The sequence below is a fragment of the Solwaraspora sp. WMMA2059 genome, from assembly GCF_027497315.1.
GTDB lineage: Bacteria > Actinomycetota > Actinomycetes > Mycobacteriales > Micromonosporaceae > Micromonospora_E.
This window is the reverse complement of the sequence record NZ_CP114908.1, coordinates 5,806,278-5,819,197: the sequence shown is the minus strand read 5'-3', so window position 1 is coordinate 5,819,197 and position 12,920 is coordinate 5,806,278. Positions and strand designations below refer to the sequence as shown.

11 protein-coding genes are annotated in these 12,920 nt (G+C 71.5%); 3 read left to right on the top strand and 8 right to left on the bottom strand.

Annotated elements, in window-relative coordinates:
- Positions 1-275: 275 nt before the first annotated feature.
- The gene (locus tag O7553_RS26805; RefSeq protein ID WP_281552342.1) at positions 276-926 is read left to right on the top strand and encodes a GNAT family N-acetyltransferase; all 651 of its coding nucleotides are present in this window, start codon (positions 276-278) and stop codon (positions 924-926) included.
- A gap of 10 nt (positions 927-936) precedes the next feature.
- Here the strand turns inward: O7553_RS26805 and O7553_RS26800 are convergent, their stop codons facing one another.
- The 8 genes from O7553_RS26800 to O7553_RS26765 all read right to left on the bottom strand — a co-directional run bounded on the left by O7553_RS26800 (position 937) and on the right by O7553_RS26765 (position 10,383).
- Complete coding sequence (locus O7553_RS26800) at positions 937-2,094, bottom strand: N-acetylmuramoyl-L-alanine amidase (protein ID WP_281552341.1); 1,158 nt, start codon at positions 2,092-2,094, stop codon at positions 937-939.
- Positions 2,095-2,343: 249 nt separating this feature from the next.
- Positions 2,344-2,667, bottom strand: coding sequence for a thioredoxin (trxA, locus tag O7553_RS26795; protein ID WP_123606654.1), 324 nt, complete (start codon positions 2,665-2,667; stop codon positions 2,344-2,346).
- Between the two features lie 37 nt (positions 2,668-2,704).
- Complete coding sequence (gene trxB, locus O7553_RS26790; protein ID WP_281552340.1) at positions 2,705-3,661, bottom strand: thioredoxin-disulfide reductase; 957 nt, start codon at positions 3,659-3,661, stop codon at positions 2,705-2,707.
- 115 nt (positions 3,662-3,776) lie between these two features.
- Positions 3,777-4,724 carry a hypothetical protein gene (locus O7553_RS26785; protein WP_281552339.1) on the bottom strand — a complete coding sequence of 316 codons (948 nt, stop codon included), beginning with the start codon at positions 4,722-4,724 and terminating at the stop codon, positions 3,777-3,779.
- Entirely contained in the window at positions 4,721-5,413 is a 693-nt protein-coding gene (sigM, locus tag O7553_RS26780; protein WP_278172900.1) for an RNA polymerase sigma factor SigM, read from the bottom strand. Before sigM ends, O7553_RS26785 begins: the two co-directional genes overlap by 4 nt.
- Entirely contained in the window at positions 5,410-7,023 is a 1,614-nt protein-coding gene (locus O7553_RS26775) for a protein kinase (protein ID WP_281567499.1), read from the bottom strand. The genes sigM and O7553_RS26775 overlap by 4 nt, the downstream gene beginning before the upstream one ends.
- Positions 7,024-7,490: 467 nt before the next feature.
- Entirely contained in the window at positions 7,491-9,272 is a 1,782-nt protein-coding gene (gene murJ, locus O7553_RS26770) for a murein biosynthesis integral membrane protein MurJ (protein ID WP_281552338.1), read from the bottom strand.
- Positions 9,273-9,327: 55 nt separating this feature from the next.
- The gene (locus O7553_RS26765) at positions 9,328-10,383 is read right to left on the bottom strand and encodes a hypothetical protein (RefSeq protein ID WP_281552337.1); all 1,056 of its coding nucleotides are present in this window, start codon (positions 10,381-10,383) and stop codon (positions 9,328-9,330) included.
- Between the two features lie 59 nt (positions 10,384-10,442).
- Here O7553_RS26765 and O7553_RS26760 point away from each other — a divergent pair, with 59 nt between their 5' ends.
- A complete protein-coding gene (locus O7553_RS26760; RefSeq protein ID WP_281552336.1) occupies positions 10,443-11,981 on the top strand; it encodes a CCA tRNA nucleotidyltransferase in 1,539 nt (512 codons plus the stop codon).
- A gap of 129 nt (positions 11,982-12,110) precedes the next feature.
- Positions 12,111-12,911 carry a hypothetical protein gene (locus tag O7553_RS26755; RefSeq protein WP_281552335.1) on the top strand — a complete coding sequence of 267 codons (801 nt, stop codon included), beginning with the start codon at positions 12,111-12,113 and terminating at the stop codon, positions 12,909-12,911.
- The last annotated feature ends 9 nt before the right edge of the window (positions 12,912-12,920 follow it).

The window sequence follows — 12,920 nt, the reverse complement described above, 5'->3', positions numbered from 1 at the left end:
GAAACGCGTCGCACCGGTGGTGCCGGGTCGGGCCGCGACACGCACTGATCGTCTGATGGTAGTCCGGCGTGTCGCCGCCCGGCGTGGGCATTACCACACCGACCACATGTCGGACCAGCGAACCCGGATTGGCCTGGGAACACCTGCGGCGGGTGCCCGACCTCTCCCCTGACGCGAGGTTGCGGCGTACGATCGCTCGTTGGGGACAGGAGACGGCGCGTGGTGAAGCTCGGCGGGTTTCAACGCTTGACCGGTTCGGTGGTGGGGGATCGCCAATGTCGCGACGTCTGGTCAGTCTGACGCTGGACACGCTGGAGGAGCTGCCCAGATCCTGCCGGCGGTGTGTCTTCTGGGAGCTCGATCCGGTGGCGGCCGACCGCGCCCGGACCTCCGGCGACCCGGCGCTGGAAAAGGAGGCGTGGGTCTCCCAGACTCTCCTGGAGTGGGGTTCCTGCGGCAAGCTCGCCTACGTCGACGGCATGCCGGCCGGTTTCGTGATGTACGCGCCGCCGGCCTACCTACCGAGGTCGATGGCGTTCCCGACGTCCCCGGTCTCCGCCGATGCGGTACTGCTGACCACGGCGCACGTGGTGCAGCCGTTCGCCGGCGGTGGCCTCGGGCGAATGCTGGTGCAGGGCGTGGCCCGGGATCTCACCAAGCGGGGCATCAAGGCGATCGAGGCGTTCGGCGACGCCGCCGCCGATCCGGAGGAGACGGCCGGTCGGGGCTGTCTCGCCCCAGCCGACTTCTACCTGTCGGTCGGCTTCAAGACGGTCCGGCAGCACCCCCGGTTCCCCCGGCTACGGCTGGAGTTGCGGACCGCGTTGTCGTGGAAGTCGGACGTCGAGTACGCCCTGGAGAAGCTGCTCGGCTCGATGACTCCGGAGAGCCTGCTGCGCCCGGCCACCCGCGCGGTGACGAACTGACTGACGAGGTTCAGGCCTCCGCCGTCGCGTCGACCACCGCCCGCAGCGTGTGCACGTCGATCGACCCGGTCGGCACGTCCAGCTCCACCGGGTAGTACATCCGCTGCACGGCGGCGACCAGCGCCTCGGCCACCTGGTCACGGAACCCGGGCCGGATCAGCCGGGCCCGGTCGGCCGAGCAGGTCAGATAACCGACGTCCACCCGTACCGCCGGCATCCTGGTCAGCCGTAGCAATTCCCAGCTCTTCGCGTGGATGCGGCAGTCGCGCAGGCCGGTACGCACCGCGATCTCCCGCTGCACCAGCCCGGCCAGCCGCTCGCCGACCGTCGAGGTGACCCCGTTGCCGGTGCCGTAGTGGTAGGTGGCCACCCCGTCGGCGGCCGGGTTGGCGTGCCCGTCGACGTGCAGGGAGATGAACAGGTCCGCGCCGATGTCGTTGGCCAGCTGGGTGCGTGCCGGGTCGTTGAGCACCGTGGCGGTGGCCGGACCACGGGTGAGATGCACCCGCATCCCGGCTGCCGCCAGCCGCCCCTCCAACCGGGCGGCGAGGTCGTACGCCAGCTCCGCCTCGGACCAGCGCCGGCCGCTGTCGGTGACCACCACGCCGGGATCGGGCCCCCCGTGCCCAGGGTCGATGACGATCGTCTTGCCCACCAGGTTGGGGCCGGACTCGCGGAACGCATCCGCTTCCCGCAGCCACTGCGGGCGCCCGCCGACCACCTTGCGGCCCAGCCGACGCATCGCATGCATGGTGTACGGCCCGCAGCTGCCGTCGGCGGTCAGTCCCACCTCCCGCTGGAACTGGGTGACCGAGCGGGCGGTGCGCCCGCCGTACACGCCGTCGGCGCGGCCCACGTCGTAGCCCATCTCCAGCAGTCGTTCCTGCAGCGCCCGGACGTCCTCGCCGACCAGCGGCTGAGGTATCGAGTGGTAGAGCGCCCGGTCACCGAGTCGCCAGCGGGCGGCGTCCAGCGCCCGCCAGGTCTCCGCACCCACTCGGCCGTCGATGCTCAGGCCGCGGAGTTGCTGGAAGGCTCGTACGGCGTGCTCGGTGCGGGCGTCGAAAACGTCGGCCCCCGGGGTTGGCTCGAGCAGCTCCAGGTTGACCAGGATGGAGCGGATCTCGGCCACGGCGGGACCCTGATCGTCACGGCGGATCGGGCGCACGGGACGTGGACCTCCCCCCTGCAGGCGCGGACGATCCGGAGCGTAACCCGGCCGGCAGGTGCCCGTACCCGGGTTGCGGCGAAGCGGACCGTACGGGGAGCGCCCGGTGTCCGGACGATCAGCCAGGGAACCGACCATCCAGCAGCCCTGTAACGGTGCCGCCAGCAGCCTGAAAACGGACCGGCCGGTCCCACCTTGTCGGGTGGGCCGGCCGGTCCGCCGTGCCGCACGGGGCAGCCCCGCTGAGGTTCAGAAGGCCGACTCGATCAGCTTGACCAGGTCGCCCTTGGGCCGGGCGCCGGCCACCGACTGCACCGGCTCACCGGCCTTGAACACGGTGAGCGTGGGAACCGACATCACCCGGTACCGGCGGGCGATCTCCGGGTTCTCGTCGATGTTCAGTTTGACGATCGACACCTTGTCCCCCATCTCGGTGGCGATCTCCTCGAGCAGCGGTGCGACCTTGCGGCACGGCTGGCACCACTCGGCCCAGAAGTCCACCAGTACCGGCTTGTCGGACATGAGTACGTCGGTGGCGAAGCTGGCCTCGGTGACCGCTCGGGTAGCTCCCACGGGAAATCCTCCTCCTCGACCGCCGGTGCGCCGGCGGTCAGACCTCTTCGAGTGTGGCGAGGTAACGCTCGGCGTCGAGCGCCGCCGCGCAACCGCTGCCGGCAGCGGTGATCGCCTGCTGGTAGGTGTGGTCGACCAGGTCACCGGCGGCGAACACGCCCGGCACGCTGGTCCGGGTGCTCGGCGAGTCGACCAGCACGTAGCCGTTCTCGTCGAGCTCCACCTGGCTGCGGAACATTTCGCTCCGCGGGTCGTGACCGATCGCGACGAAGACCCCGGTGACGTCGAGGGTCCGGGACTCGCCGGTGTGCGTGTTGCGCAGCCGGATTCCGGAGACCTTACCGTCGGCGCCGAGAATCTCCTCGACGACACTGTTCCACTCGACCCGGATCTTGTCGTTGCCGAGCGCGCGGGCCGCCATGATCTGGCTGGCCCGGAACTCGTCGCGGCGGTGCACGATGGTCACCGATTCGGCGAACCGGGTGAGGAAGGTGGCCTCCTCCATCGCCGAGTCGCCACCGCCGACCACCACGACGTGCTGCCCCCGGAAGAAGAAGCCGTCACAGGTCGCGCAGGAGGACACCCCATGGCCGAGGAACTCCTGCTCACCGGGGACGTTCAAGGGACGCCACGCGGAGCCGGTGGCCAGGATGACCGCCTTGGCCCGGTAGCCGGTTTCGCCCACGTACACCGTGCTGGCCTCGGTGGTGCCCGGGGTGCCCGTGTCGACCAACTCGACCCGCGTCACGTCGTCGGTGACGAACTCGGCACCGAAGCGCTCGGCCTGCTTACGGATCGAGTCCATCAGCTCCGGACCCATGATGCCGTCGGGGAATCCCGGGAAGTTCTCCACCTCGGTAGTGGTCATCAGCGCCCCGCCGGACTGCACCCCCTCGATGACGAGTGGGCGCAGGTTGGCGCGTGCGGCGTACACCGCAGCGGTGTAACCGGCCGGTCCCGAGCCGATGATGATCAGGTTGCGGACCTCGTCCACTGCCGACTCCCAAAGTCTGATTTCTGCGCAACGGTGACCGTTGACGACAACGCCACGGAGCCGGGGGGTAATCCCGCTCCGCTACCGCGTGTCCCACGTCACGCGGCCGGCAGGGTCACCCTACCTGTGCCGAGTACCTGGTGTCCGCGCCGGCCGCAGGCGTACCGCAGCCGGTGCCGCTCACCCAGATCCAGCTGGCACCGAAGCTGTCACTGAACGAGAGGACCAGCGCCGGTTCACCCTCGAACGCCGCGAAGTCCACCAGGTCGACGCCGAGGACGCCGTTGCCGTGCTCGGCGGTCACCGCGGCCACGCAGTCGGCCAACGCGGCCGGGCCGGCCAGTCTGGCCAGCGCCGTCGAGGAAGGCGACTCCTGCAGTACGGTGTCCTCGCCGGTTCCCGGTTGCCCCCCGTCGCCGCCCGTCCGTCCCACGGCCTCGAACATCGGCACGATGGTCGCCCGCTGGTAGTCGGTGCCGCTGGCCAGTAGCCGTGGTGCGGAGGCGTCCATCATCGTGCCCGGCTGGCCCTCCTGCCGGGTCTCGGCGCTCTGGCTTTCGGCGCTGCCGGCATCGTCCGACGGGCTGCCCGCCGCGGTGCTCGCGTCGTCGGCGGACCCGGCACCGAGCAGTTGGCCGACCCCGAGGCCGGCGAACGCCACGGCTGCCGCCGCGACGGTGATCGGAGCGGCGTACCGCTGCCAGCGGCGGCGACGATCCCGCCGCGCCCGGGCCGCCGCAAGCGGCACCGATGCCGCGACGGTGGCCGGCTCCGGGCTGATCGCCGGCTCCGGGGCCGGCTGCGGTAGCGGCTCGGCGGCCAGGGCGGCGTGCACCCGGTCGGCGACGTCGGGTGGGATCGGCTCGACGACGCTGCCCCACTCGGCGAGCATCGTCTGCACCAGCTGGGTGGCCTCGACCAGCTCGTCGTGGGCCGCCCGCCAGGACGGCCGCTCCGCGATCAGTCGGGCCACGGCGACCTCGTCCGGGGTGCCGTCGAGCGCCCCACCGACATAGTCGGCGAGCAGCTCTCGATCGACCTCCTGGAACCGGTCGGCAGTCACCGTTCCTCCTTGCCACCGTCGCCACGTGCGGACCCTGATGGGACGTCGTCGAGCCGCTGCGGGTTCCGTGGGGTGAGCGACGACACCTGGGCGCGTGGTGGTGCCACCTGCGCATTCGCCCGCTGTGGTCGCAGATGCCCGAGAAGACCGGCCAGCCGGGCCCGTCCCCGGGCGCAGCGGCTCTTCACCGTGCCCTCGGCGACGCCGAGCATCACCGCCGCGTCGGCGACCGGGTAGCCCTGCACGTCGACCAGGATCAGCGCGGCCCGCTGTTCCGCCGGCAGCTCGGCCAGTGCCTGGCGGACGACCAGCGCGGTGTCGTGATCGACCGGGGGTGCCGCCGGCTCGGTGCCGCGTACGCCGTCGTCGTCCCGGCCACCGTCGGGTAGCGGCACGGTGGGGTGGGACTTGCGGCGGCGCACGCGGTCCAGGCACGCGTTGACCACGATGCGGTGCAGCCAGGTGGTGACCGCCGCGTCGCCCCGGAACCGGGCAGCCGCGCGGTGCGCCGACAGCAGCGCGTCCTGCAGCGCGTCGGCGGCCTCCTCCCGGTCGCTGAGCGTACGCAGGGCAACCGCCCAGAGCCGGTCCTGGTGCCGCCGTACCAACTCGGCGAACGCCTCCGGGTCGCCGTCGACGTGTGCCCGGAGCAGTTCCTCGTCGCCGAGGTCGGCCCGGCGTCCGGTCATGGCCCCTCGACCGTGATCTCCTGAACGCCGATCTGGTACTTGTCGTTGCCGATCGGAGGCAGTTTGGTGATCCATACCAGGAGGTACTGGTAGGTCTCGTCGGGCGAGAATCCGCTGAAGGTGAGGGTTGCGCCGTCGGCGTTCTCGAATCGGGCACCGATCCGGTCGGTGAACGTCTCGAGGATCTCGTCGTCGCCTTCCCGGGTCGCTCCCGGATCGTTCGGACCGGCCAGCAGCTCGGCGGTGGCACCGGATGCGGACAGCTCGACCTTCACGCTGGTCACCGCCCGTGGCTCCTGCAGGTCGATCAGCACCCCCATGCCCCGCTTCAGGTTGCCGAAGTTGGGGTTGCGCTCGTAGGCGTCGGTCTCCCAGCCGGTGCTGGTGTCGCCGTCGACGGCGGCCTGCGCCCCGTCGAGCTCGTCACGGGCACCGTCGGCGTCGACGATACGGACCTGGTCGCCGGCGAGGGCGATCGGCTGTGGCTGGGCCGGGGCACTGGTCTCGGTGGGGCCCGGGGTCGAGGTCACCTGGGTCTGCGGCAGTGTCGACTGACCGTCCTCGCCGTCACCGTCGTTGCCGAGCGCACTGATCCCGAAATACAGCCCGGTCACCGCGATGACCAGCAGGCCGGCGACACCGGCGGCGATCTTGCGGCGGGCCGCCAGTGGGGTGCCGGTCGGTTCGTCGTCGTCGGCCGCCGAGAACCGTAGCGGCCCGACGCTGTCGAGGTAGTGCTCCTCGGTGCTGGCGTCGAGCCGACCCAGCTCGGCGGCGAGTACCTCGGAGGTGGGCAGCGCGAGCCGTGGGTCGAGCAGGTCCATGGTCAGGTCGTCGAGGTACGCCGGCACACCGGAGCGCACCTGGCGGGGAGCGGCGACTGCCCCGGTCGCGTCCCGGACCGCGTCCGGCAGCGCGGTGCTGCCTGCCTCGTGCTGCGGCCAGTGGCCGGTCATCGCGAAGTAGAGCACTCCGCCGATCGCCCGGATGTCGGTTTCGTAGGTGTCGGAGCTGTCGGCCCTGGCGTCGGCCAGCACCACCCGGCCGTCGTGGCCGATCATCACCGTGCCGGGGTGGATGTTGCCGTGCACCATGCCGGTGGCGTGCACCGCCGCGATGGCGGAGGCGACCGAGTGGGCGATCATGGTGGCCCGGGCCGCGTCCAACGGACCGGCGGCGGCGATCACCTCGCGCAGGGAATCGCCCTCCACCCACTCGCGGACCACGTAGGCCCGCTGCCCCTCGTCGATGGCATCGTAGACGCCGACCAGGTTGGAGTGGATGACCCGACTGGCCCGGACCGCGGCCTGCAGCATCTCCATGGCGGAATCGCCACCGGGGTAGCGCAGCACCACCGCGACCGGACGGCGCAGCACCACGTCGACCCCACGCCAGACCTGCCGACCCGCACTGTCGTTGTTGACGTGCTGAGCCAGCTGGTATCGCTCGGCGAGGATCTCGCCGGCGGAGGGCGCATCGAAGGCCATCATCGGCGGACTGGCCTCGTCCGCCTCCTGGCCTTCGCCGACCTGGGTCACCCGTCCTCCCTGTGGATCGTCTCGGTCGAACCCTGGTGCTGGTCGTCCGGTGTTATCTGCCGGTTGTCCGATTGTCCTGCTGGTCGCACCTGCCGTGCTGGTCGTCGTGCTTCCGGCACCGGCCGGCCCCGCAGCGGTGGAACGTCACCGGTCACGACCCGGTGTCGCACGTATCCGTCCAGAACGACCTTACCTGCGTTGCGGCAACACCAACATCTCAGCTTCCCGCAGCTCTTGCAATGCCGACCGGGGGTCGACCTGCCGTCTGGCGGACCCGCGCCGACCGGACCCGGTCAACGCCACCCTGCCCGTACGGCCGGACGCATAACCTCCATCGCAAATATACGTTGTACCGCCCGGGTGCCGCTCCCAGCCCGCCGCGACAGCCCACCCGACCGCCCCACCGCGACCGGGCCACCGACACTCCGACACCGCCCGTAACGAGGATCCTGGTTCTGAGTTATCCACAGGCGCTGACCTGGTGTCGAGCGTGTCCAACCCGGTTATCCACAGGTTGGTCCACAGGCTGATCTCGACGGTCAGCGGCCGAGGCGACGGCGCACCATCGCCAGCACGTCGACGATCTCGCGGATCCGCAGGACCACCGCCAACCCGAGGTAGACCAGCCCGACGGCGGCACCGCCGCCGACGAGTTGCAGGATCGCCAACGGCTGGCTCGGCGTGTCACCACCCGGCAGCAGCGTGACGACAAGCCACCCGGCCAGGGCGGCACCGCTGGCCGCCAGCGCCACCTTGCCGAAGGTGACCATGATTCCGCCGAACCCGATCCGACCGACCCGGCGACGCAGCAACCAGGCCGACAGCACCGCCGCCGCCAGGTACGAGACCCCGTTGCCGATCATCAGGCCGGCCGCCGCGAACTGCACCGACAGGGCGACGAACAGCCCGATCTGGACGAGAATCCGCAGCGCCACCACCGGGATGTTGATCAACGCCGGGGTGCGGGTGTCCGGCAGGGCGTAGAAGCCGAAGGTGAACAACTGACTGACCGCGAACGGCACCAGAGCGACCGCCGCCGCCAGCAGCACCACGGCGGTGGCGTCGGCGGCTTCGGTGTCGAACGCGCCGTACCGGAACAAGGAGAAGGAAACCGGGGTGGCCAGCACCGCGTAGCAGACGGCGATCGGCGCGAGTACCGCCGTCACCGTCCGGGTGCCGCGCGCCAGGTCGACGGCCATGTCCGCGTAGCGGCCGTCGGCAGCGGCCGAGCTCATCCGCGGCATCAGCGCGGTGATCACCGAGACGGCGACGATGCCGTGCGCCATCATCAGCAGCAGGAACACGTTGTTGTAGATCAGCGGGCCGGCTTCGTCCTCGTCGCCCGCCCGGTTCAGCAGGTTGAACACCACCACCAGGCCGAGCTGGCTGACCGCCACGTAGCAAAACATCCAGACCCCGAGCCGACCCAGTTCGGCGAGGCCCAATTGGCGGAAGTCGAACCGCCAGCGCCACCGGAAACCGACCTTGCGCAGCGCCGGGACCAGGCCGGCGGCCTGCACCACCACGCCGAGCAGGGTGCCGCCGCCGAGCAGCACGATCCGGCCGGGGGTCATCTCGTCCGGTTCGATGATCCGGGCACCGAAGATCGCGATGTACGTGCCCAGGGTGGCGATCACCACCAGGTTGTTGAGGATCGGTGCCCACATCGGCGCCGCGAAGTGCCCCCGGGTGTTCAACAACGCACTGACCAGCGCCGACAACCCGGTGAAGAAGATCATCGGCAGCATCAGGTACGACAGCAGAGTGACCAGGTCACGGAACTCCTCCGTGGTGCGGTCACTGGAGTAGAGCAGCGTCAGCAGCGGTGCCGCCGCCATCGCGACCAGGGTGGCGACGGCCAGCGCCAGCACCGCCAGCGACAGCAGCCGCTGCGCGTACGCCTGACCCCGGTCCGGGTCCGACTTGCGTCGCCGCACCAGCACCGGCACCAGGACGCTGGTCAGGATTCCGCCGAGCAGGAACTCGTAGACCATGCCGGGGAAGATCTGCGCCGTGGTGTAGGCGTTACCGACCAGCGATCCGCCGAGCGCCGCCGCCAGCACCAGCGTCCGCAGAAAGCCGGTGCCCCGGCTGACCAGGCTGCCCAGCGCCATGACCGCGCTGTTGGTGGCGGCGCTGCCGCCCTCCTGCGGCTCCTGCACCGCCGGGTCCGGCATGGCCGCCGGCGGCTCGGACGGTGGCGCGGTCGACTCCACTACCGGCTGGCCGCCCGGTCCAACGGAGATCAGCGTGGCGCCGTCCGGCTCCGGGCCGCCCCGACCGGGGTCGGCGTTCGTGCTCCGGTACAACCCGCTACTCATCGGACCTCCACCCCGCCGGTACGCCGGAACCGCCGCGCCGGACGCAGGCTCGAGCCTATCGGCCGTCGTCGTCGGCCGGGACGATGCCCGACAGTGCGTCAACCACCCAGGCGGCCTCGGCCGGCACCACCGGCTCGGTCAGCGCGTCCAGCAGCGTCGGATGGTCGCAGCCGGCCTCGGCCAGCGTCCGACCGAGTACCGGCACCACCGCCAGGTCGCCGGTGTCGCGGGCCCGCCGGGCCAGTTCGGCCACGGCCGGCGTACGCCGCCACGGCGTGTCGAGCAGCCGGCGGTGCCGGGCCGCCGCGCGGCGTACCAACTCGGTGATCTCGTCGAACGGGAAGGACTCCGCACCGAGGACGCGGGCCGGTGCGCCAGGGCCGTCCGGCTGCCCGGCGGCCACCCACCCCCAGCCGACGGCGTACCGCCAGTGTGTCCGGGCGCCGTGGTCGAGATGGTCACGTACCTGCCGGGCCACCGACTCGTCGTCGAGGATCCGAGGGTCGACCGTGGCCGGTGCCGGCCACCAGGACGGGTCGGCGAACAGCTCCAGCGGCGGCTGCACCGGACCCGCCGTCGTCGCCGACGCGTCGGCGACGCCCGGCTCGCCCGCCGGGCCGTCGCCAGAGGTCGCCGGGCCATCAGGTGTTGCCGGGTCTTCGGTTCCCGACGGCTCGTCGCGGCGCAGTGCGCGCAGCGCGGTGGCCAGCATGGTGGCTGCCCGGTCCGCCGCCGGCGGGTCACCGGCCGGTGGTGCGTACCGGTGCAGCAGCGCCACCAGCAGACCGGGATGCGGCCACGCCGGATCGTCCAGGGCGAGCAACCGGCCGATCAGGTCCAGCTCCGCCCAGCGCAGCACCGCCGCGTACGGCCGGCCCGGATCCAGCCGGGCCAGCGGCAGCGGTTCGGACGCCCCCGGTTGGCGCAGGCCGAGCAGGCATTCGCCGTACCCGAGATCGATCTCCAGCACCAGGCCGTAGCCGTCGGCGACCGGCAGCACCACCCGGGTCTGCGCGTGGTGGGCCGGTGCGGGTCCGGCCACCGGCGGCAGGTACGCCGCCCAGAAGGTCGGATCGGTGGTCAGGCTGGCCAACGGTTCGGGAATCGGCACGGTGACTCATCCTGCCCGGCGGGGGCGGCGACGGCCACAGCGGCTACTCTGGCGATCCCATGTCCGAAACCTCCGCGCCTCGCGCCACCGATGCCCGCGCCACCGATCGTCGGGCCCCTGACGCTCGTGCCACCGTCGGGTCCGACCGCACCGCGGCGACCCCGGGCGATCTGACCGCCGTGCAACGCAACGCCGTCACCGAACTGCTCCGGGTCTCCCCGGTCGCCGACGAACTCGGCAACCGGTTCGCCGCCGCCGGCCACGAGCTGCACCTGGTCGGCGGCTCGGTCCGCGACGCGCTGCTCGGCCGACTCGGCAGCGACCTGGACTTCTGCACCGACGCGCACCCGGACCAGACCCTGGGGGTGCTCAAGGGCTGGGCGGAGGCGATCTGGGAGACCGGCCGTGAGTTCGGCACCATCGGTGCCCGGCGGGGTGGGATGACCCTGGAGATCACCACCTACCGGGCGGAGGCCTACGACGGGGTGACCCGCAACCCGGTGGTCGCCTACGGCACCAGTCTCGCCGACGACCTGCGGCGGCGCGACTTCACCATCAACGCGATGGCGGTCAGCCTGCCCGAGCACCGGTTCACCGACCCGTACGGCGGGGTCAGCGATCTGGCCGCGAAGATCATCCGTACCCCGGGGACGCCGCAGGACTCGTTCGGCGACGACCCGCTGCGGATGCTACGGGCCGCCCGGTTCGCCGCGCAGCTGAGGTTCGCCGTGCATCCGGACGTCCGCGCGGCGATGGCCGCCATGGCGGCCGACCTGGACCGGATCACCGCCGAGCGGATCCGGGACGAGTTCAGCAAGCTGCTGTGCGGCGCCGACCCGGTCGCCGGGTTGCGGCTGCTGGTCGACTCCGGGCTGGCCGACCGGTTCCTGCCGGAGCTGTCCGGGCTGCGGCTGGAGATCGACGAGCACGCCCAGCACAAGGACGTGTACGAACACACGCTGACCGTGGTGAGCAACGCCGTCCGGCTGGAGAGCGACGGCTGCGACTTCGTGCTGCGGATGGCGGCGCTGATGCACGACGTCGGCAAGCCGGCGACCAAGGCGGTCGGGTCGGACGGCCGGGTCAGCTTCCACCACCACGAGGTGGTCGGTGCCCGGATGACCCGGCACCGGATGAAGGCGCTGCGCTACCCCAAGGAGGTCACCACCCAGGTGGCCAAGCTGGTCGGCCTGCACCTGCGGTTCTACGGGTACGGCCGGGGCGAGTGGACCGACTCGGCGGTCCGCCGCTACGTCACCGACGCCGAGGATCTGCTGCCCCGACTGCACAAACTGACCCGGTCCGACTGCACCACCCGCAACCGGCGCAAGGCCGCCGCGCTGGCCGCCGACTACGACGCGCTGGAGGAGCGGATCGCCCGGATCCAGGCCGAGGAGGATCTGGCCCGGGTCCGCCCCGACCTGGACGGCAACGCGATCATGGAGCTGCTCGGCGTACCGCCGGGACCGGTCGTCGGTCGGGCCTGGCGGCACCTCAAGGAGACCCGGCTGGAGCGCGGGCCGCTGGACCGCGACGAGGCCGAGGCGGAGCTGCTGCGGTGGGCACGGGCCGAAGGGATCCTGCCCGACGCCGGTTAGCCACCCGTCACGCCCGGACCGGTGGTTACCGGGCGTTGTGCCGCTCGACTACCGTCGCAGGACGGACGGGTGCGGCGATCTTGCTGGCGGTCGCGCGCCACCGACAGCTGATCAACCGGGAGGGCCCAGATGCAGCCGTGTGCGGTCTGCGGCGGTGCGTCCGTCAACCAGGCCGGCTACTGCCTCCAGTGCGGTACGTACCGCGGTGTTCCGTCCAGCCAGGCCGGCTACCCCGGACACCCGCCGCAGCAGCCACCGGCACCGGTCTACCCGGGCAGCGGCGCGCCGAGCTATCCGGGCTACCCGATGGCGCCGCAGCCGCCCGACCGCGGCCGGTCCTACCTGGTCCCGCTGGTGGCCCTCGGCGCGACGTTCGTCGTACTGGTGGCGGCGATCGGCGTGCTGATCGCGGTCCGCGGTACTGACGACGGCAACCGGGTCACGGCCGATCCGAGTGCCTCTCCGACCCCCAGCGACCTTCCGACCCCGAGGGAAGCCTCGCCGCCGCTGGTGGACCCATGCGTGGTCGGCAGCTGGCAGGTGGACTCGTACGAGGAGGACATCGCGCTGGACGAGCCGTTCGGCAGGACCACGTTCACCGGCGTCGGCCCCGGTGCCCGGGTCGAGCTGCGCGAGGACGGATCGGGCACCACCGACTACGGCGACGGCACCACCTTCGAAGGATTCGTAGCCGGGACCGTCGTCACCCTCACCATCAGCGGACGGGTCACCTACCGCTTCCGTGCCCTGGAGGGCACGGTCTCCTTCAGCGACGTCGACGCGGACGGCACGGTCACGTTGAGCGCCCCGGGTGTCGACTCGGAGAGCCAGGCCCTGATCGTCGAGTTCGACCCGGCCAGCTACCAGTGCGACGGCGACACCATGACACAGCGCACGACGCTCCACACCGCAGAGATGTCCAAGCGCTGAGAGTCAGGT